We start from the raw sequence: 18,217 nt of genomic DNA on the forward strand, positions 1-18,217 counted from the left end.
GCCCGATACCCTCCGGCCCCCTGGCCGCCGACGAGCGCTTCCGCACCGAAGCGGTGCGCATCACCTCCGATGCCGAGCTGGCGGCGTTCGCCCGCCATCTGCTGCATCTGTTCGAAAACCCCAAGAACCGAGCCGATCTGCGGGCCGGCCGGCTGACGTTCCGGCTCGCCGGTGTGCAGCGCGGCTCGGGGGCGAGCGCGCGACGTGTCGAACGCGGGGCGGTCACCGAGCGTCAGATCGCGGAATTGGCCGGCTCCGGAGCCACCCTGGTCCTGGGCCCCCGCGCGGTACTGACCCCCCTGGCACGAGAACGCGCCCGTGCTCTCGGCGTGACGATCGAAAAGGAGCGCAGATGATCCAAGGCACGGTGACCGGCCAGGTCTGGTCCACCCGGCGCGTGGAAGGCGTGCCGGCCGGAGCATTCCTCGAGGTCGAGATCGAGGGCACGGCGAATCGGCTGATCGCCTTCGACGTCCTCGGCAGCGGGGTCGGCGAGCGGGTCCTGGTGACGCAGGGCTCGGTCGCGTCCAGTTGGTTCACCGGTCCCCCACCACCGGTGGACGCCCTCATCATCGGGTCCATCGACCCGTCGCACTGACCCAGAAGCAACCGACAGCAACCAGCAGAAGGAGAACCATCATGGCCAGCAACGCAATCGGAATGATCGAGACCAAGGGGTACGTCGCAGCTCTGGCGGCGGCCGACGCCATGGTCAAAGCCGCCAACGTCACCATCACCGACCGTCAGCAGGTCGGTGACGGTTTGGTCGCGGTGATCGTGACGGGCGAGGTCGGTGCGGTGAAGGCGGCCACCGAGGCCGGCGCCGAATCCGCCTCGCAGGTCGGCGAGCTCGTCAGCGTGCACGTGATCCCCCGCCCGCACAACGAGTTGGGCGCGCACTTCTCCGTCGCCGCTCAGTGACCCCCGCGGCCACCCCGATGACGGGTACCCGCACCGACATCCGCGTGTACCTGCTCGTCGAGGATCTCCAAGCCCAGTTCGCCGCCTACCTCGGCACCCCCACCCGGGCCCGCGGCTATCCGCCCTACGCGGGGGAACACGCGCTGATCGTCGAGGTGTCACCCGCGCTGGCGATCGAACGCGTCATCGACCTCGCTCTGCGCGAGGTGCCCGGTATCGCCCCCGGCATCCTGTACGTCGAGCGGCAGTTCGGCGTGCTGGAGATCCATTCCGCCGACCTCTCCGACGTCATCCGCGCCGGTGAGGCCATCCTCACGGGCACGGGGAACTCGGCTGCCGACCAGCTGCGGCCGCGGGTGCTCTACCACGACATCATCGAGGACATCACCGATCAGCATGCGGTCATCCTGAACCGCAACCGGCAGGCGTCTATGGTTCTTCCGGGTCAATCGCTCCTGGTCTATGAGATGACACCGGCCCTGTTCGCTGCGGTTGCGGCCAATGAAGCGGAGAGGGCAGCGCCGAACCTGACGCTGGTGGACGTGCAGATGATCGGGGCAGCGGGCAGGCTGTACATCAGTGGGGCGACCGCTGACGTCACGACGGCCCGTGACCGCATCACGACCGTGCTGGCCGGAATCGAAGGGCGAGATCATTGATGGCTGAGGCTGACTTCGTCGGCAACGACCTGGCGATAGCCGAGCAGGCCCTGGCGGCCTATGACCTACCGCCGGCGTCGGCGCTGACTCTGTTGAACCTCTCGGAGAACGCCACCTACGCCGTCGAGGAACCCGGCACCGGGGCGAAGTCGATCCTGCGGGTACACCGCAAGAACTACCACCGCCGACACGAGATCGAATCGGAGCTCGACTGGCTCGACGCGCTGCGCCGGGACAGCGACCTGACCGTCCCCGTCGTCGTGCCGGCCCGGGACGGCACCCGCGTCGTCACCATCGACGACGAGGACGGACCCCGGCACGTCGTCCACTTCGAGATGGTCGACGGTGTCGAGCCGGACGAGAAGACGTTGACAGTCCAGGACTTCCACACGTTGGGCGCGATCACCGCCGCCCTGCACGACCACTCCCGCACCTGGCAGCGCCCGCAGGGTTTCGGTCGGTTCTGCTGGGACTGGGAGCACAGCCTGGGCGCCACACCGCGCTGGGGTCGCTGGCAGGATGCCGTCGGGGTCGGGGACGCCGAAACCGATGTGCTCACCCGCGCGCAACAGCTACTGTCGCGGCGACTCGCCGAATACGGCGACGGGCCGGACACATTCGGGCTGGTACACGCCGACCTGCGGTTGGCCAATCTGCTCGTCGACGACGACACCATCACCGTCATCGACTTCGACGACTGTGGATTCAGTTGGTACTTCTACGACTTCGGCACCGCGGTGTCCTTCTTCGAAGACGACCCGTCGGTGCCCGAGTGGCAGGACGCCTGGGTGCGCGGCTACCGCACCCGACGGTCGATGAGCGCCGCCGACGAGGCGATGCTGCCGTCCTTCGTGCTGTTGCGCAGATTCCTGCTCCTGGCCTGGATGGGCACGCACAACCATTCCCGCGAATCCCAGCAGATGTCGATCACCTACGCCGCGGGCAGTGCCGCGCTGGCAGAGCGCTACCTGATGTCCAACGGCCTGACACTGGCCTGATCCGAACAGCGAAAGGCAGACCCGCAGATGTTCACTTCACTCGCCGGCCGATCGGCCGTCGTCACCGGCGGCAGCAAAGGCATCGGTCGCGGAATCGCGGAGGTACTCGCCGACGCCGGCGTCCACGTCGTCATCACCGGTCGCCATCAGGCCGACATCGATGCCACCGTCGACAGCCTCGCGGGTAAGCCCGGCACGGTCAGCGGGGTGACCTCCGATGTCACCGATCCCGCCGACTGCCGTCGGGTGGTCGCCGCGGCGGTGGAGCGCCACGGGGGGCTCGACATCGTCTGTGCCAATGCCGGCATCTTCCCGTCCAGCCGACTGGAGGAGCTGACTCCGGAGAAGATCGACGAGGTGATCGGGGTCAACTTCAAGGGCACCGTGTACATCGTGCAGGCCGCGCTCGACGCGCTGACCGCCAGCGGTCACGGGCGGGTGGTGATCACGTCCTCCATCACCGGTCCGATCACCGGCTTCCCCGGTTGGTCGCATTACGGCGCCAGCAAGGCCGCGCAACTCGGGTTCCTGCGCACCGCCGCAATGGAACTGGCGCCGAAGAAGATCACGGTCAACGCCGTGCTGCCCGGCAACATCGTCACCGAGGGCCTGGTGGACATGGGCCAGCAGTACATGGACCAGATGGCCGCGGCGGTCCCCGCCGGGCGGCTGGGCAGCGTCAGTGACATCGGCAACGCGGCGTTGTTCTTCGCCACCGATGAGGCGTCCTACATCACCGGCCAGACGCTGGTCGTCGACGGCGGGCAGATCCTCCCCGAGTCCCAGGAAGCACTCGCCGACATGTGAGCGGCGGTGCGGCGTCCTGCCTGCCGTAGAATTGGTCGTACCAAATTGAGGCGGGGAGGACCGGTGCCCACACAGACCGAGGATCTGCGACGCCGGATCGTGGCCGACATCAACGCCGGCGAGCCCGGAGCCAAGCTGGGCAGCGAGCGGGAGCTCGCCGAGCGGTACGGCACCAGCCGATCCAGCCTGCGGCAGGTCCTGGCCGCTCTGCAGGAGTCCGGATTGATCGACCGCGTGATCGGCCGGTCCGGGGGAATCTTCATCAGCCACGCCCAGGTGCAGCGCAGCCTGTCCGACCTGGTCGGCGTCCCGGCCTTCCTCGCCAACCAGGGTTACGAGGCCGGCACCCGCGTGCTGTCCACGCGGATCGCGGCACCGGACCGGCCTGCCCAGCATGCGCTGGGCCTGGGCCCGGACGATTTCGTCGTGGAGATTCGCCGCGTCCGGCTGGCCGACGGCTCACCGATCTCGCTGGAGTCGGCCCAGTTTCCCGCCGACGCGTTTCCCGGACTGCTCGAACGCCAACTCGGCGGTTCCATCTACGAGCTGCTGGAAAGCAGCTACGGACTGGTGACCTCGCGCGCCGACGAGCGCATCGAAGCGGTCAACGCCACGCCCGAGGAGGCCAGGCTGCTGGGGATCGCCCCGGAGTCCGCGCTGCTGCTCATCACCCGGGTGACGTTCGACCAGTCGGGCCAGCCGTGCGAATTCTCCAAGGACCTGTTCCGCGGTGACCGCACCAGACTGGCGGTCACGGTCCAGGGCCGAGGGGTCGGCGTGCAATCGACGGTCGACACCGCCTCGGTCGCACTGCAGAGCCAGTCGGCGCGGATCAAGGCCAGCTGAGTCGCGTCAGCGATGACCGCCGCAGGTAGGTTCGCGCCCAGTCCCTCGGCGGACCTGCACATCGGCAACCTGCGCACCGCCGTGCTCGCCTGGCTGTTCGCCCGCTCGACCGGGCGCCGATTCCTGATGCGGGTCGAAGACCTCGACGACCGCACCGACACCGACATCGCCGACCGTCAACTCGCCGACCTCGCCGCCCTCGGCCTCGACTGGGACGGCCCCGCCACCCGCCAGACCGCACACCCGGAACGCTACGCCGCCGTCGTCGATGAGCTGAGCCGCCGCGGACTGGTCTTCGAATGCTTCTGCAGCAGAAAGGACATCGCGTCCGCACCGCGGGCCCCGCACGCCCCGCAGGGGGCCTACCCCGGCACCTGCCGCGACCTGACCGACGCCGAGCGTGCCGTCCGCCGCGAGCAGACCGGACGGCCCCCGGCGCTGCGGCTGCGCACCGAGGTCACCGAATACACCGTGCACGACCTGTTGCACGGCGACTTCACCGGACTGGTGGACGACTTCGTGGTGCGACGCGGTGACGGCGTGCCGGCCTACAACCTCGCGGTCGTGGTCGACGACGCCGCCACCGGTGTCGATCAGGTGGTGCGCGGCGACGACCTGCTGTCGTCGTCGCCGCGGCAGGCCTACCTCGCCCGGCTGCTCGGGCATCATGCACCGCAGTACGCCCATGTGCCGTTGGTGCTCAACGCCGAGGGCGCCCGACTGGCCAAGCGCGACGGGGCGGTGACGCTCGCTGAGATCGGCGTGGACACCGCGCTACGCGAGATCGCCGCATCGCTCGACTACACCGCGGACACCGTCGACGGCATGCTCGCCGAGTTCGACCCGCAACGGTTGCCACGATCTCCCTGGATATACCGGCCTGCTCGACCCCAGCCGTGAGAAGGTTTCCGGCATGAGCACTGCACCGACCCACGAGGCGGACGTCGTCATCGTCGGAGCTGGGATCTCCGGGCTGATCGCCGCGCGCACGGTCCTCGCGGCAGGTTTGACACCGGTGGTGCTGGAGGCGGACGACCGTGTCGGCGGACGCATCCTGACCCAGGACGCACTGCCAGGTCTGCCGGTGGAACTCGGCGCGCAGTGGATCGGCGATACACATCATCGGATGTTCGCGCTCGCCGCCGAGCTGGGCGTGCCGACGTACCCGCAGTACGACGACGGTGAGACGTCCTACGACCTGGCGGGCTCGGGTGTGTTGCGCCAGAGCGAGTTTCACAGCCGCTTCGCCGGTGAGCTGGCCGAGTTGGAGAAGGTGTTCCGGCTGCTCGACGAGCTCGCGGCCGAGGTCCCGCCTGAGGCGCCGTGGCTGGCACCGGCTGCCGCGGAATGGGATTCGGTGACTGCCGGCGCCTGGTACGACGGCCAGGGTCTGTCCCCTGTCGCGCGCACGCTCCTGGAGATCTGCACGGTCGGGATCCTGGCGGTGCCCACCGTGGAGGTGTCGTTCCTGCATCTGCTGTTCACCATCCAGACCTGCGGGGTGACCTCCGAGCTGTTCGCCGAGTCCGAGGGGGGCGCGCAGACCACCCGGTTCGTCGGCGGCACCGGTGAGATCCCGCGCAGACTGGCCGATCTGGTCGCCGAACACCTGGTGCTCCGGGCCCCGGTGCAACTCATCGAGCACAGCTCCGATCAGGTCACGGTGACCTGCCGCGGCGGGTTGGTGGCCCGCGGCCGGCGCGTCATCGTCACCATCTCGCCGACCCTGGCCGGGCGCATCATGTACGACCCACCCCTGCCCGGGGTGCGCGATCAGCTGACCCAGCGGTTACCGAACGCCTCGGCGATGAAGGCGTTCTTCATCTACGACGAACCGTTCTGGCGCGCCGACGGGCTCAACGGCCAGTTGATCTCTGACATCGGACCGGCCCGGATGTCCAACGACACGTGTCTGCCCGGTGACGACCACGGCGTCATCCTGCTGTTCCTGGAAGGCGAACAGGCACGCACCTACGGTCGGCTGCCGCACGACGAGCGCCGGGCCGCGCTGACCGCCGAGTTGGTCCGCCACTTCGGCGACAGGGCTGCGCGTCCCGAGTGCTACGTCGACGACGAGTGGTCCGATCGGCAGTGGACCCGCGGCTGCTACAACGCCAACTGCGGCCCGCTGGTGTGGACCACGTTCGGGCGGGCGCTGGCCGCACCGATCGGCGCGATCCACTGGGCAGGCACGGACACCGCCACCCAGTGGAGCGCCTACATGGAGGGTGCGGTCGAGGCCGGTGAGCGGGCCGCGCACGCGGTCATCGAGGAGCTGACTGCGTGATTCAGTTGCCGTGTGGGTCGGCCGAGTTCAGTGTTTCGATCACCTCGCCGTAGTTTCCGTTCCGCTCGGCGTACCGGAGGAACTTCACGCCCTCGACCTGGATCTCGTGGGCATCTGGCTGGGTGCGCACCAGTGTCATCACTTCGCTGACGAACTCGTCGAGCGGCATGGCGAAGTCGCTGTCCTCTTGTCCCGGCAGCAGCGCGGTACGCACCGACGGCGGCACCAGCTCCATGATGCGGATACTGGTGTCGGCGAGTTGCAGTCGGATGGACTCGCTGAGCATGTGGATCGCCGCCTTGGAGGCGTTGTAGCTCGGGGTGGCCTGCAACGGCGTGAATGCGAGACCGGACGACACCGTGACGATGGTCGACGCGGGCTGTTCGGCGAGATGTTCGACGAATGCGGCGATCAGGCGGATCGGACCCAGCACGTTGGTGGTGACGACGGCCTCGGCGGATTCGAGGAACGATCCGGGATGGTGCCAGTCCTCGACCTTCATGATGCCGGCCATCGCGATGACCACGTTGAGGTCGGGGTACTTGGCGATCACCTCGTCGGCCGCGCGGGTGATGCTGCCCGGATCGGTGGTGTCGATCTGCACGGTGCCGAACTCGGGCTGCTCAGCGGCGATCTTTTCGAGACGGTCGGTGCGCCGGCCGCCGACGATGACGGTGTTTCCCGCTGCGTGGAACTGTTCGGCCAATGCGAGACCGATGCCACTGGTGGCGCCGGGGATGAAGATGGTGTTGCCGGAGATGTTCATCGGTGCGGACTCCTTCTCGCTCTGGTTTCGACACTCCCAGACGTGCAGCGATTTGTCCCATGCATTCTTATGATCGCTGCCATGCAGCTCACGCATACTCTGCGCGCAGACCTCAACCTCGTTCCGGCCCTCGCGGTGCTCCTCGACGAGCGTCACGTGTCCCGCGCCGCCGAGCGACTGGGCCTCAGCCAGCCGGCGATGAGCCGCGCGCTGCACCGACTCCGCGTCCAACTCGACGACCCGCTACTGATCCGGGCGCCCGACGGATACCGGCTCAGTGCACGGGCCGAAGCGCTGCGCCGCCGGCTCGAGGATCTGCTGCCCGGCCTGGAGACCCTGCTGTCCCCGGATCCGTTCGACCCCGCGGGCACCGCCGAACCGATCCACCTGGCGGGCACCGATTTCGCGGTACTGGCCTACGGCTCGACGATCTATCACCGGCTCATGAGCGAGGCGCCGATGACCACGGTGCGGTTCCACAGTTGGCGCTACGACTCGATGGCCGAACAGATCCGGCGCGGCACCGTCGATCTCGGCCTGTTCGGTGGCTTCACCGCCGCCGACTTGTCCGGGGCCGATCTGCTCGACGAGCACTTCGTGTGTGTGCTCGACAGCGACGGCGCGGCCGGTGACGAGCTCGGTCTCGACGACTACTGCCGACGACGACACCTCATCGTCGATGTCGCCGACGGCATCCAGCCCGACATCGATCTGCGGCTGCGCGCAATGGGTCTGGAGCGGACCGCGGCGGTCACCGTCCCCTATCACGCAGCGGTACCGCTGCTACTGGCCGGCACCGACCTGGTGGCCACCATCCCCGCGGTCCTGGCCGAGACGTGGCTGCAGTCCTACCCGGTGCGCATCGTCACGGCGCCGGCGGAAATCCGGCTCATGCCCTACCGGATGGTGTGGCATCCCGCCTACGACGACGACCGGCGCCACCAATGGCTGCGATCGACGATCCGGGCCGCGGTCACCGAATCCGTGTCAGGTCAGTGACACCGGCAGTTCGGACATCCCCCGCAGCGTGACGTTCTGCTTGTAGGTCGGCTCGCCGGCCAGGGCGGCGTCCGGGAACCGTGCCGTCAGCGCCGTCAGCGCGACGGTGGCCTCCAGCCGCGCCAGCGGAGCACCCAGGCAGAAGTGCGGCCCCTTCCCGAATCCGAGGTGCCGGATCGTCGGCCGCTGCGGATCGAATTCATCTGGGCGCTCGAGCAATTCGGGATCGCGATGGGCCGCGGCGAGCAGCAGCAGCATGTTGTCCCCCTTGGGTACCGTCACCCCACCGACGGACATGTCCTCGGCGGCGATGCGGCCGACCAGTTGCACCGGCGGGTCGTAGCGCAACGTCTCCTCGATGACACCCGCGACCCGGCCGGGGTCGGCGGCCAGCGCCGCCCACTGCTCGGGGTTACGCAACAGTGCCAGCGTCGCGTTGGCGATCAGGTTCACCGTCGTCTCGTGTCCGGCGACCAGCAGCAGGTTGCACGTCGCAACGATCTCCTCCTCGGTCAGCTGATCCCCGGACTCTTCGACGTGGATGAGCCCGGACATCAGGTCCTCGCCGGGATCACGGCGCCGACGCCCGATCAACTCGCGCAGGTAGTCGCGCAACCAGAGACCCGCCTGCATGCGCTCCTCGACCCCGTCGCCGGCGGCCCCGGTGACGGTGACGAACGGGTCCAGGGACTGCGCCAGCAGCGCCGAGGCCCGCGAGAACCGGGGCTCGTCCTCCAGCGGGACGCCCAGCAGCCGGCAGATCACCGCGACCGGAAGCGGGTAGGCCAACCCCTCGATGACGTCGAAGTCCTCGCCGGCGGCGGCGTCGAGCAGGGAGGCCACCAGCGCGGCGATGTCCGGTTCGAGCGCGTTGACCACCTTCGGTACGAACGCCTTGCTCACCAGCCGCCGCAACCGGGTGTGGTCCGGCGGGTCGAGGAACAGGAAGCCCGGTGGACCGAACGGCCGCGCAGCAGCACCCTCGGCGATCATCCGTTGCGCCACGGTCGACTTCAGGCGGTCACTGGCGGAGGCGGGGTGGCGCAGCACCTCGTCACAGTGCGCGAAGGTCGAGAACACGGTCAGGTTGCTGTCGGGCAGCTGCATCGGACCGCTCTGCCGGATCCGGGCGTAGACCGGGTACGGGTCGGCGCGATGCGCGGGATCGAGCAGCTGCACCAGCGGGGACTGAGAATCCGCAGCGGTCGTCATAGCCTTATTGTGCACGCGTTCAAGAAGACGCAGGTCAGGCTTTCGGCGCGTAATACCGACCCAGCACGTGCTCCCTCAGGTCGTCGAAGCGACCGGCAGGAATCGCCGCGCGGATGTCGTCGACCAGACGGATGACGAACCGCTCGTTGTGGATCGTGCACAGCGTCGAGGCCAGGATCTCCTTGGCCTTGAACAGATGATGCAGGTAGGCGCGGGTGTAGTTGGCGCAGGTGTAGCAGTCGCATTCCTCGTCGATCGGCGTGAAATCGCGCCGATAGCGCGAGCCGGTGATGTTGAACCTCCCGGTCGGCGAGTAGACCGCCGCGTTGCGGGCCACCCGCGACGGCGACACGCAGTCGAAAGTGTCCGCGCCCGCCGCGACAGCGGCGAACAGGTCGTCCGGCTCGCTGATTCCCAGCAGGTGCCGCGGCTTGTCGGCGGGCAACTCACTGCTCACCCAGCCCACGATCGTGGCCAGGTTCTGCTTCTCCAGCGCTCCCCCGATGCCGAAGCCGTCGAACCCCAACCCGGCCAGTCCCCGCGCGGCCTGGCGGCGCAGGTCCTCGTACTGCGCGCCCTGCACCACGCCGAACAGCGCCTGCGGCGGCTTGTCGGACCGCAACTCCGAGAGCCGGCGGTGCTCGGCGACGCACCGCACCGCCCACTCGTGCGTGCGCTGCACCGAGCGCTCCTGGTAGCCGCGGGTGTTGACCAATGTGGTCAGTTCGTCGAACGCGAAGATGATGTCCGCGCCGAGCTTGTGCTGGATGCCGATCGACACCTCGGGGGTGAAGCGGTGGGTGGATCCGTTGAGGTGCGAGCGGAACGTCACGCCGTCGTCGTCGACGTGGGCGAGGCGCTGCTTGCCCTCGGCGATGATGTCGTCGGCCTGCACACGCTGGGCATCCATCGACAGCACCTTGCGGAAGCCGGCACCCAGTGAGAGCACCTGGAATCCGCCGCTGTCGGTGAAGGTGGGGCCGGGCCAGTTCATGAACGCAGCCAACCCACCGGCCTCGTCGACGATGTCGGGCCCGGGCTGCAGATAGAGGTGGTAGGCGTTGGCCAGCACGGCCTGGGCGCCCAGCGACTTCATCGTCTCCGGGAGCACCGCCTTGACGGTGGCCTGCGTGCCGACCGCGATGAACGCCGGAGTGTGGATGTCGCCGTGCGGGGTCGAGATGACCCCGGTGCGGCCCAGCCGTCCGGGCAGCTCGGCACGCACCTGAAAGAACGGATCACTCACACGCTGCTCAGGCACGCAGTAGATTCTGCCTGTGACCACACGATCGACCCTCGGCGCGGGGGCCCTGGCGACCGTGCTCGCCGTCGCAGGGTGCTCGTCGTCGCCGCAACCCGCCTACCAGCCACCACAGGGCGCGCTGATTCCGGGCACCGCGCAGGCCACGGTCAACGGCCGGGACGCGGGCACCACCCACTCGGTGGACTGCATGACGATCGGCCCGATGACCATGATCTCCACCGGCGGGGACGAGTCCGGCGTGTACACGATGGTCTCGAACGCGGAGGGCCTCGACGTCAAGTTGTTGCGCCTGACCGACCTGGGCGGCTTCACCGGCAGCTACAACCAGGGCCTCGATGGCGAGGCGACGGTCTCGATGACCGACCGCACCTACGACATCAACGGCACCGCGGTGGGCTTCGACCTCGACAACCCGAGCTTCCGCTCCACGGGCGACTTCCGGATCAAGATCGCCTGCTGAGTCCCGTTTCGCGGATTCAGGCCCGGTTTTGGAGACCGCCGCCTCATACTTCTGATCATGATTCGCCGGCCTCGGCGGACCATGCCACACCAGACGAAGGAGAGTCGGGATGAACCGTGGAGCACGCCGAATCGCTGTCGCTGTCGGAGGCGCAGCAGTGATCATGGGCCTGTCGGCCTGCGGCGGATCGGATGAAGGCTCGTCGACGTCGGGCGAGACGTCGACAGCGGCCGCGGCCGAGGGAACGAGCACCGTCACGATCGACGGTCAGGACCAGAGCGTCGAGGGCACCGTGGTGTGCTCGTCCATGGGCGGAAACATGAACATCGCCATCGGCGACGCGACCACCGGCATCGGTGCCGTGGTCTCCGAGGGGGACGAGCCCAGCGTCGTCTCGGTGGGCCTGGGCAACGTCAACGGCGTCACGCTGGGCTACCAGAGCGGGGTCAACCAGGGCGAAGCCACGGTCCAGAAGGATGGCGACACCTACACCATCTCCGGCACGGCGACCGGTGTCGACATGGCCAATCCCATGCAGCCGGTGAACAAGCCGTTCGAGATCGAGGTGACCTGCCCCTGACATCAGGGGTGCGGGTTCAGAACGGGGTGTAGCCCGCGGCCGACTGCCGCAACTGCCAGATCTGCGCCGGACACAGCTCGTTGACGGCCTGATTGATCAGGTACCCGGCCTGGTAGTAGTCGGTGGTGCGGAAGTCGGCCTTCACCTGATTCACCAGATCCGCGTAGGGCATCGTGGTCGCCACGCGATCACAGACGCTGCGGCCGTAGCCCAACGCGGCTTCGGCGTTGGGGAAGTTGTAGCCGGGCCGGACGTGCACGTTGACCAGGTAGGCCACCTCGTCGGCGTGCGCGTTCGGCGCGGCGAACCCGGCCGCCGACACCAGCCCCATCGTGATCGCGGAAACGACTCCGACCAGCCACTTCATGGGACAGACCCTACGCCAGCCGTCCCGGCTGCGGGGCGAATGCCCGATCCCGCCCGTGCAGCGGGACAGCCGCTTATGGTGAGGCCATGAAGCTGACGGTTGCGATGGCGCTGGCCGCGCCGCTGGTGGGATTGGCTTTCGCGGCGGGAAACGCATCGGCACAGCCGAACACGGTCTGTGACGGAGACGGCTGCGTGCCCTACGTCGACCGCACCGCCCATCTCGGCGGATCGTGCGACCAGTCCACCCGCTACAACTTCGGCATCGACGCCTCCGGCAACACGCTGGCGTGCAACTTCGACGGGCAGTGGGTGTCAGAGACTCCGCTGGTCGGGGTCCGGCTGCTGCGCTCCCCGTGCACCAGCGCCGGCGCGACGGCGCAGAGCCCCGACGGGGTGCCCCTGACCTGTGACGGTGTGGCGTGGAGCGCTGACTACTCGGTGATCTTCTACGGCTGAGCGCGGCCGGCGGTCCGGAAGCCGGCCCCGCTGCGGATCAGCGGCAACGTCGCCGACGTGGCGAACCCCGGTGGTGCGTCGCAGACGGCGGGGACCGCGTTGAGCACCTGCATCGCGGTCGCCACGTTGGCCGACCGGACATGCTCGGCGAGGCTGGCTCTGCGGCGGAAGCTGGCCAGCGACATGAAGTGGGCTCGCATCGACGGATCGCCCTCGATGGTCAGCGTCCAGCCGTGCTGCGGGGCGGGCCAGTGCTCCGGGTACTCGTTGCCGACGGTCCACAGCGTCTCGATCTCGATCAGCGTCCGCCCGTCGCGCCGTCCGGTCCAGTTCCACCGCTGACCGGCGGTGGTGCCGGCGGCCAGCAGGTGATCGAAGATCTGGTGGTCCGCCCGCGCCGGCACCGCGTCGACGGTCGCGGTGACCTCGTCGAGGTCGGCGCCGAGTTCGTCGCCCAGGAACCACACCTGTTCGGTGAAGATCGAGCTGTTGAACGCCAGGAAGTCGGTCGCCGTCGGGCTGATCGAGTCGACCGGCTGCCCGAACGCCATGTTGTCGAAGGTGATGCCGGTGCTCTCGTAGGACGACCAGTCGGCACGTTCCTGCAGCGTGATCGTGTCGATGGTGCGGCTCATGCCCGACAACGCCAACGGCAACACCCCGGACAGGTTCCCCGGGTTCAGACCGCTGCCGTGGATCGCACTGGATCCGGCCTCGCACGCGGCGGCGACCCGGTCCCGGTCGGCAGCGGCTATGCGGCGCGGATGGAACATGAACGCCGTCGTCGCCACGTTCTTGCCCGCGGCCAGCAGCGCGCAGACGTCGTCGATACTGGCGGTGCGCGGCGTGTAGAGCACGCAGTCGGCCTCGAGTCCGAGGATCTCGTCGACGTCGGTGGTGGCCGTGACACCGATCGGGTCGCGACCGAGAAGCGTGCCGAGATCGGCGCCGTGCTTGTCGGGCGAGTAGACGCGGGCGCCGACCAGCGCCAGGTCGGGCCGGTGGTCCAGGACCGCCGTCATCATCTCGGTTCCGACAGCGCCTGTCCCCCACTGGATGACCCGGTACACACTGCTGAACCTAACAAGACGGCGAACGTGGCAAGACCAGACCGACGACCACCAGTGTTCCGCGACTTCCCGGCTCGGTTGAGTCGGCCGGGGATAGGGCACACTCGACAGCATGGGTGATTACGACGACGCAGGCCCCGACAACACACTCGGCCCCAGCGAATCGCTGGACTCCGACGAGGTCCGCAACGACGACGGCGACATCGTCGTCGATCCGCCCGAGCAGTGGATCGACGCCGAGGAGGACGAGACCCTCGACGAGAGGCTCTCCGCCGAGGTCCCCGATGTCGAACCCGACCTCGAGCCCGACGACGCGCGGCCGAGCCGGCGGTCGGCCGGCCAGATCGACGGCACCCCCGAGGACGGCGACTCGTTCTTCACCGTCGCCGACGACGACGAGAAGCAGGTCGTGCCCGGCGACGACGAAGCCGACTCCATCGTCAGCGACGGGTGACCCTCACGCCCGGATGACGACCGGGCCCAGCTCCTCGTAGCGCCGCGCTTCGGCCGCCGACAGCTCCGCGCCGGTCACGATCGACTCGAAGTCGCGCACCTGGGCGAAGCGGCAGAAGCTGCTCTCCCCGAACTTCGACCGGGCGGCGACGAGGATGGGCCTGCGCGCCACCTGCACAGCGGTGTTCTTGACCGCGGCGACGGCAGGATCGGGTGTGGTCAGGCCGTGCTCCAGCGAGATCCCGTTGGTGCCCAGGAACGCGACGTCGATCACCAGGCCGCGCAGCATGTCGGTGGCCCAGTGATCGACGGTCGCCAACGTGCGCCCCCGCATCCGGCCACCGAGCAGCAGCACGGTGACGGTGCTGCTGTGCGCGAGCGCCTCGGCGGCCAGCAGCGACGACGTGACCACGGTGAGCTCCTGCTCGGCGAGCCGTTCGGCGATCAGGCGCGGGGTGAAACCTTCGTCCAGATAGACGGTTTCGGCACCGTGTAGCAGCTTCGCGGCTTCGGCGGCGATCCGGTGCTTCTGGGCCAGGTCCACCTGGCTGCGGTACTCGACGCCCGACTCGAAGGCCGCCGTCTCCAGCGGGACCGCTCCGCCGTGCACGCGCTTGAGCAGACGACGACCCGCCAGAACCTTCAGGTCGCGGCGGATCGTCTCGCTCGCGACGTCCAGCTCGTCCGCGAGCGAGGCGACCTCCACCCGCCCGCGGGTGCGGGCGAATTCGACGATCCGGTTCTGACGGGTGTCGGAATCCACCTACGTCACGCTACTGGTGTCACCGGCGATCAGGATCGCCTTGACCTCCTCGGATGTGGTGGCCTCCCGCAGTCGGGCGACGTCGTCGGCCTTGAGGAACACCTGCGCGATCTTGGTCAGCAGAGCCATGTGATCCTTGCCGGCGCCGGCGATGCCGACGACGAACTCGGCGGGCTTGCCGTTCCAGTCGATCGGCTCCGGATACCGCACGAACGACAGCCCGGTCCGGCGGATCGTGTCCTTGGCCTCGTTGGTGCCGTGCGGGATGGCCAGACCGTTGCCCATGTAGGTCGAGATCGACTTCTCCCGCTCGTGCATCGCCTCCACGTAGGCCGGTTCGACCGCTCCCGCCTGGACGAGCAGACGGCCCGCTTCGTCGATCGCGGCGGCGGCGTCGGTGGCCGACCCGCTGAGCACGATCGAGTCCAGCGCGAGCACGTCACCCTCGGTTCCTGCGGTGTCCTGCTCCGGCTCGGAAACGTCCCCTCCGGTGCCGGCACCGTTGGTCTGTTCGAGCTGCTCGACGATCTCGTCGTAGCGCGGGCTGGACATGAAGTCGTCGACGGAGACGTGCAGCGCCGACGGGGTGCGCTGGCGCGCCCGCTCGGTCAGGTCCCGGTGGGACACGACGAGGTCGTAGCTGTCGGACAGGTTCGAGATCGCCGAGTTGGTCACCTTGACATCGCCGTAGCCGGCTTTCTGGATCTTGCGGCGCAGTACCGAGGCGCCCATCGCGGAGGACCCCATGCCGGCGTCGCAGGCGAACACGATGGTGTGGATCGGACCTGCCTTGGTGCCGACCAGAGCCGAGGCCACGCTGGACTTCTTGCCCTTCATCGATTCCATCGACGCGGTGGCGGCGGCCAGGTCGTCCTCGTCACCGCCCTTGTCGGTCTTGAGCAGCAGCCCCGCGACGGCGAAGGACACCGCGGCCGCACCGAACACCGACAGCGTGACCCCGATGAAGCTGTCGCCGGGAGTCTGGGCGTAGACGGCGATGATCGACCCGGGCGCGGCCGGCGCCCGCAGACCGGACCCGAAGAGCACGTTGATGAACACGCCGGTCATGCCGCCCAGGATGGTGGCCGCGATCAGCTTCGGCTTCATCAGCACGTAGGGGAAGTAGATCTCGTGGATGCCGCCGAAGAACTGGATGATCGCCGCGCCCGGCGCCGATGCGCGCGCCGCGCCCTTGCCGAAGACCATGAACGCCAGCAGCAGCCCGAGGCCCGGGCCGGGGTTGGCCTCGAGCAGGAACAGGATGGACTTGCCGGTCTCCAGCGCCTGGGTGGTGCCCAGCGGGGTCAGCACGCCGTGGTTGATCGCGTTGTTGAGGAACAACACCTTGGCCGGCTCGATCAGGATCGACGTCAGCGGCAGCAGGTCGTTGTTGACCAGGAAGTCGACGACGTTGCCGGCGCCGCGGGTGATCGAGGAGACGATCGGGCCGATGCCGAAGAACCCGATCACCGCCAGGATCAACCCGAGGATGCCGGAGGCGAAGTTGTCGACCAGCATCTCGAAGCCGGGACGGATCTTGCCCTCCCACAACGCGTCCAGCTTCTTGATCAGGAACCCGCCCAGCGGGCCCATGATCATGGCGCCCAGGAACATCGGCACGTCGGCGCCGGTGACCACACCCACCGTGGCGATCGCGCCGACCACCGCACCGCGGGTGCCGTAGACCATCCGCCCGCCGGTGTAGCCGATCAGGATCGGCAGCAGGTAGGTGATCATCGGGCCGACGATGCCCGCGCCCTCGAAGTCGCCCCAGCCGCCGATCTGCGCCACCCAGCCACCGGGATCCCGCAGGGCGCTGAAGATGCCGGTCAACCAGCCGGCCTCGATGAACAGCGCGGTGATCAGGCCCCAGGCGATGAACGCGCCGATGTTGGGCATGACCATGTTGGACAGCGCCGTGCCCAGTTTCTGCACGCGTACCCGGACCCCGGACCGCGACGACGCGTCCTGGCCGGTCACCGTTTGTGACATACGAGCCCTCCGATTCGATGTGGGCCGTTCGGCCCGGACCGAGACTGGTGATACCAATCACATACATTCAGTACACCGCATGAACGGGCATGAATGCAAGCATTCGGTCATGAATGGTCAAAGAAATCGGTGGTTTTGTGCCCGGTTGACCGTTAGAGTGCGGTAGAGCACACCAGTTGCAGCGGTCGACACCGAGAGGACCCACCCATGAAGGCATTGCGCTTCTACGCCCCCGAAGACGTCCGACTGGAGGACGTACCCGAGCCGACCTGCGCGCCCGACGAAGTGAAAATGCGCGTCCGCAACTGTTCGACCTGCGGCACCGACGTCAAGATCTTCTACAACGGCCATCAGAACCTGACCCCGCCGCGGACCATCGGCCACGAGATCGCCGGCGAGATCGTCGAGGTCGGCGCCGACGTCAACGCCCTCTACGGCAGCAACTGGCAGGAGGGCGACCGGGTGCAGGTGATCGCCGCGGTGCCCTGCGGCGAGTGCCACGAGTGCCGCAAGGGCTGGATGGCGGTGTGCCAGAACCAGACCTCGATGGGCTACCAGTACGACGGCGGCTTCGCCGAATACATGATCGTGCCCCGGCAGGTGCTTAAGGTCGACGGCCTCAACCGCATCCCCGACAACGTCGGCTTCGACGAGGCCTCGGCCGCCGAGCCGTTCGCCTGCGCCATCAACGCCCAGGAACTGCTCGGCATCGAAGAGGGCGACACCGTGGTGGTGTTCGGTGCCGGCCCGATCGGCTGCATGCACATCCGCATCGCCCGCGGCGTGCACAAGGTCGGACCGGTGTACCTCGTCGACGTCAACGATGCCCGCCTGCAGATGTCGGCCGACGCGGTGAACCCCGACGGCGTCATCAACGCTGCCGAGGTCGACGTGGTGGCGAAGGTCATGGAGCTGACCGGCGGCCGGGGTGCCGACATCGTCATCACCGCGACGGCGGCCAACATCGCCCAGGAGCAGGCGATCGCGATGGCCGCCCGCAACGGGCGCATCTCGTTCTTCGGCGGGCTGCCCAAGACCAACCCGAACATCACCTGCGACTCGAACGTCGTGCACTACCGCCAGCTGCACATCCACGGGGCCAACGGGTCGGCGCCCGAGCACAACAAGCGTGCGCTGCAGTACATCTCGACCGGCCAGGTGCCGGTCAAGGATCTGATCACCCGCCACATCCCGCTCGACGACGTGCTCGACGCCTTCCAGATCGTCAAGAACGGCGAGGCCATCAAGGTCACGGTGGAACCGGCGCCGGCCGAGGTGGGCGCCGGGGTCTGATGAATCACGGTTAGTCAGCGCT

General features: G+C 68.2%; 21 protein-coding genes and 1 pseudogene. 15 read left to right on the top strand and 7 right to left on the bottom strand.

What is annotated here, in order from left to right; translation table 11 throughout:
• The 9 genes from J3476_RS03945 to J3476_RS03985 all read left to right on the top strand — a co-directional run.
• On the top strand, nt 1–356 hold a 356-nt coding region (locus tag J3476_RS03945), incomplete at its 5' end, for a hypothetical protein (protein ID WP_207065243.1).
• Nucleotides 353–598, top strand: a complete 246-nt coding sequence (locus tag J3476_RS03950) for a EutN/CcmL family microcompartment protein (protein ID WP_207065244.1) — start codon at nt 353–355, stop codon at nt 596–598. The genes J3476_RS03945 and J3476_RS03950, both read left to right, overlap by 4 nt.
• 41 nt (nt 599–639) lie before the next feature.
• A complete protein-coding gene (locus J3476_RS03955; protein WP_152519078.1) occupies nt 640–921 on the top strand; it encodes a BMC domain-containing protein in 282 nt (93 codons plus the stop codon).
• Nucleotides 922–938: 17 nt separating this feature from the next.
• A complete protein-coding gene (locus J3476_RS03960) occupies nt 939–1,580 on the top strand; it encodes a microcompartment protein (protein WP_152519079.1) in 642 nt (213 codons plus the stop codon).
• Nucleotides 1,580–2,578, top strand: coding sequence for a phosphotransferase enzyme family protein (locus tag J3476_RS03965; protein WP_207065245.1), 999 nt, complete (start codon nt 1,580–1,582; stop codon nt 2,576–2,578). Before J3476_RS03960 ends, J3476_RS03965 begins: the two co-directional genes overlap by 1 nt.
• Before the next feature lie 27 nt (nt 2,579–2,605).
• The gene (gene fabG / locus J3476_RS03970; RefSeq protein WP_207065246.1) at nt 2,606–3,385 is read left to right on the top strand and encodes a 3-oxoacyl-ACP reductase FabG; all 780 of its coding nucleotides are present in this window, start codon (nt 2,606–2,608) and stop codon (nt 3,383–3,385) included.
• 63 nt (nt 3,386–3,448) lie between these two features.
• A complete protein-coding gene (locus J3476_RS03975; RefSeq protein ID WP_207065247.1) occupies nt 3,449–4,231 on the top strand; it encodes a GntR family transcriptional regulator in 783 nt (260 codons plus the stop codon).
• Nucleotides 4,232–4,243: 12 nt separating this feature from the next.
• On the top strand, nt 4,244–5,131 hold the full coding sequence (gene gluQRS / locus J3476_RS03980; RefSeq protein ID WP_207065248.1) for a tRNA glutamyl-Q(34) synthetase GluQRS: 888 nt from the start codon (nt 4,244–4,246) through the stop codon (nt 5,129–5,131).
• Nucleotides 5,132–5,144: 13 nt separating this feature from the next.
• Nucleotides 5,145–6,518, top strand: a complete 1,374-nt coding sequence (locus J3476_RS03985; RefSeq protein ID WP_207065249.1) for an FAD-dependent oxidoreductase — start codon at nt 5,145–5,147, stop codon at nt 6,516–6,518.
• A gap of 1 nt (nt 6,519) precedes the next feature.
• Here the strand turns inward: J3476_RS03985 and J3476_RS03990 are convergent, their stop codons facing one another.
• Nucleotides 6,520–7,284, bottom strand: coding sequence for an SDR family oxidoreductase (locus tag J3476_RS03990; protein WP_207065250.1), 765 nt, complete (start codon nt 7,282–7,284; stop codon nt 6,520–6,522).
• An 81-nt stretch (nt 7,285–7,365) separates the two neighbouring features.
• Here J3476_RS03990 and J3476_RS03995 point away from each other — a divergent pair, with 81 nt between their 5' ends.
• The gene (locus tag J3476_RS03995; protein ID WP_207065251.1) at nt 7,366–8,283 is read left to right on the top strand and encodes a LysR family transcriptional regulator; all 918 of its coding nucleotides are present in this window, start codon (nt 7,366–7,368) and stop codon (nt 8,281–8,283) included.
• Here J3476_RS03995 and J3476_RS04000 read toward each other — a convergent pair.
• Entirely contained in the window at nt 8,272–9,495 is a 1,224-nt protein-coding gene (locus tag J3476_RS04000; RefSeq protein ID WP_207065252.1) for a cytochrome P450, read from the bottom strand. The two genes, J3476_RS03995 and J3476_RS04000, sit on opposite strands and share 12 nt — an antisense overlap.
• A gap of 34 nt (nt 9,496–9,529) precedes the next feature.
• Complete coding sequence (gene tgt, locus J3476_RS04005; RefSeq protein WP_373889019.1) at nt 9,530–10,720, bottom strand: tRNA guanosine(34) transglycosylase Tgt; 1,191 nt, start codon at nt 10,718–10,720, stop codon at nt 9,530–9,532.
• Between the two features lie 52 nt (nt 10,721–10,772).
• On the opposite strand from tgt, the gene J3476_RS04010 reads away from it, so the two are divergent.
• Both J3476_RS04010 and J3476_RS04015 read left to right on the top strand, forming a co-directional pair.
• Nucleotides 10,773–11,219, top strand: a complete 447-nt coding sequence (locus J3476_RS04010; RefSeq protein ID WP_207065253.1) for a lipoprotein LpqH — start codon at nt 10,773–10,775, stop codon at nt 11,217–11,219.
• Nucleotides 11,220–11,328: 109 nt separating this feature from the next.
• A complete protein-coding gene (locus J3476_RS04015) occupies nt 11,329–11,799 on the top strand; it encodes a lipoprotein LpqH (protein ID WP_207065254.1) in 471 nt (156 codons plus the stop codon).
• 16 nt (nt 11,800–11,815) lie between these two features.
• On the opposite strand, the gene J3476_RS04020 is transcribed toward J3476_RS04015, so the two are convergent.
• A complete protein-coding gene (locus J3476_RS04020; RefSeq protein WP_372511815.1) occupies nt 11,816–12,130 on the bottom strand; it encodes a DUF732 domain-containing protein in 315 nt (104 codons plus the stop codon).
• A 122-nt stretch (nt 12,131–12,252) separates the two neighbouring features.
• Between J3476_RS04020 and J3476_RS04025 the strand changes: the two genes are divergently transcribed.
• Nucleotides 12,253–12,624, top strand: coding sequence for a hypothetical protein (locus J3476_RS04025; RefSeq protein WP_207065255.1), 372 nt, complete (start codon nt 12,253–12,255; stop codon nt 12,622–12,624).
• Here the strand turns inward: J3476_RS04025 and J3476_RS04030 are convergent.
• Complete coding sequence (locus J3476_RS04030; protein ID WP_207065319.1) at nt 12,615–13,649, bottom strand: dihydrodipicolinate reductase; 1,035 nt, start codon at nt 13,647–13,649, stop codon at nt 12,615–12,617. The genes J3476_RS04025 and J3476_RS04030 overlap by 10 nt on opposite strands.
• A 157-nt stretch (nt 13,650–13,806) precedes the next feature.
• On the opposite strand from J3476_RS04030, the pseudogene J3476_RS04035 reads away from it, so the two are divergent.
• Nucleotides 13,807–14,088, top strand: a pseudogene (locus J3476_RS04035) (hypothetical protein); the annotation flags it as partial.
• Between the two features lie 63 nt (nt 14,089–14,151).
• Here J3476_RS04035 and J3476_RS04040 read toward each other — a convergent pair.
• Both J3476_RS04040 and J3476_RS04045 read right to left on the bottom strand, forming a co-directional pair.
• A complete protein-coding gene (locus J3476_RS04040; protein WP_207065257.1) occupies nt 14,152–14,910 on the bottom strand; it encodes a DeoR/GlpR family DNA-binding transcription regulator in 759 nt (252 codons plus the stop codon).
• Nucleotides 14,911–16,902 (bottom strand): PTS mannitol transporter subunit IICBA, encoded by a 1,992-nt coding sequence (locus tag J3476_RS04045; RefSeq protein ID WP_207065258.1) that lies wholly within the window; start codon nt 16,900–16,902, stop codon nt 14,911–14,913.
• 207 nt (nt 16,903–17,109) lie between these two features.
• On the opposite strand from J3476_RS04045, the gene J3476_RS04050 reads away from it, so the two are divergent.
• Complete coding sequence (locus J3476_RS04050) at nt 17,110–18,195, top strand: zinc-dependent dehydrogenase (protein ID WP_207065259.1); 1,086 nt, start codon at nt 17,110–17,112, stop codon at nt 18,193–18,195.
• Nucleotides 18,196–18,217 lie beyond the last annotated feature (22 nt).

Origin of the sequence: Mycobacterium sp. PO1, assembly GCF_017312405.1 — a bacterium.
GTDB lineage: Bacteria > Actinomycetota > Actinomycetes > Mycobacteriales > Mycobacteriaceae > Mycobacterium.

Excerpts from the sequence above, each read along its gene's own strand:
- J3476_RS03950 (WP_207065244.1), top strand. The coding sequence starts at position 353 with ATGATCCAAGGCACGGTGACCGGCCAGGTCTGGTCCACCCGGCGCGTG.
- J3476_RS03955 (WP_152519078.1), top strand. The coding sequence starts at position 640 with ATGGCCAGCAACGCAATCGGAATGATCGAGACCAAGGGGTACGTCGCA.
- J3476_RS03960 (WP_152519079.1), top strand. The coding sequence starts at position 939 with ATGACGGGTACCCGCACCGACATCCGCGTGTACCTGCTCGTCGAGGAT.
- J3476_RS03965 (WP_207065245.1), top strand. The coding sequence starts at position 1,580 with ATGGCTGAGGCTGACTTCGTCGGCAACGACCTGGCGATAGCCGAGCAG.
- fabG (WP_207065246.1), top strand. The coding sequence starts at position 2,606 with ATGTTCACTTCACTCGCCGGCCGATCGGCCGTCGTCACCGGCGGCAGC.
- gluQRS (WP_207065248.1), top strand. The coding sequence starts at position 4,244 with ATGACCGCCGCAGGTAGGTTCGCGCCCAGTCCCTCGGCGGACCTGCAC.
- J3476_RS03985 (WP_207065249.1), top strand. The coding sequence starts at position 5,145 with ATGAGCACTGCACCGACCCACGAGGCGGACGTCGTCATCGTCGGAGCT.
- J3476_RS03990 (WP_207065250.1), bottom strand. The coding sequence starts at position 7,284 with ATGAACATCTCCGGCAACACCATCTTCATCCCCGGCGCCACCAGTGGC.
- J3476_RS03995 (WP_207065251.1), top strand. The coding sequence starts at position 7,366 with ATGCAGCTCACGCATACTCTGCGCGCAGACCTCAACCTCGTTCCGGCC.
- J3476_RS04000 (WP_207065252.1), bottom strand. The coding sequence starts at position 9,495 with ATGACGACCGCTGCGGATTCTCAGTCCCCGCTGGTGCAGCTGCTCGAT.
- J3476_RS04015 (WP_207065254.1), top strand. The coding sequence starts at position 11,329 with ATGAACCGTGGAGCACGCCGAATCGCTGTCGCTGTCGGAGGCGCAGCA.
- J3476_RS04020 (WP_372511815.1), bottom strand. The coding sequence starts at position 12,130 with ATGGGGCTGGTGTCGGCGGCCGGGTTCGCCGCGCCGAACGCGCACGCC.
- J3476_RS04025 (WP_207065255.1), top strand. The coding sequence starts at position 12,253 with ATGAAGCTGACGGTTGCGATGGCGCTGGCCGCGCCGCTGGTGGGATTG.
- J3476_RS04030 (WP_207065319.1), bottom strand. The coding sequence starts at position 13,649 with ATGATGACGGCGGTCCTGGACCACCGGCCCGACCTGGCGCTGGTCGGC.
- J3476_RS04045 (WP_207065258.1), bottom strand. The coding sequence starts at position 16,902 with ATGTCACAAACGGTGACCGGCCAGGACGCGTCGTCGCGGTCCGGGGTC.
- J3476_RS04050 (WP_207065259.1), top strand. The coding sequence starts at position 17,110 with ATGAAGGCATTGCGCTTCTACGCCCCCGAAGACGTCCGACTGGAGGAC.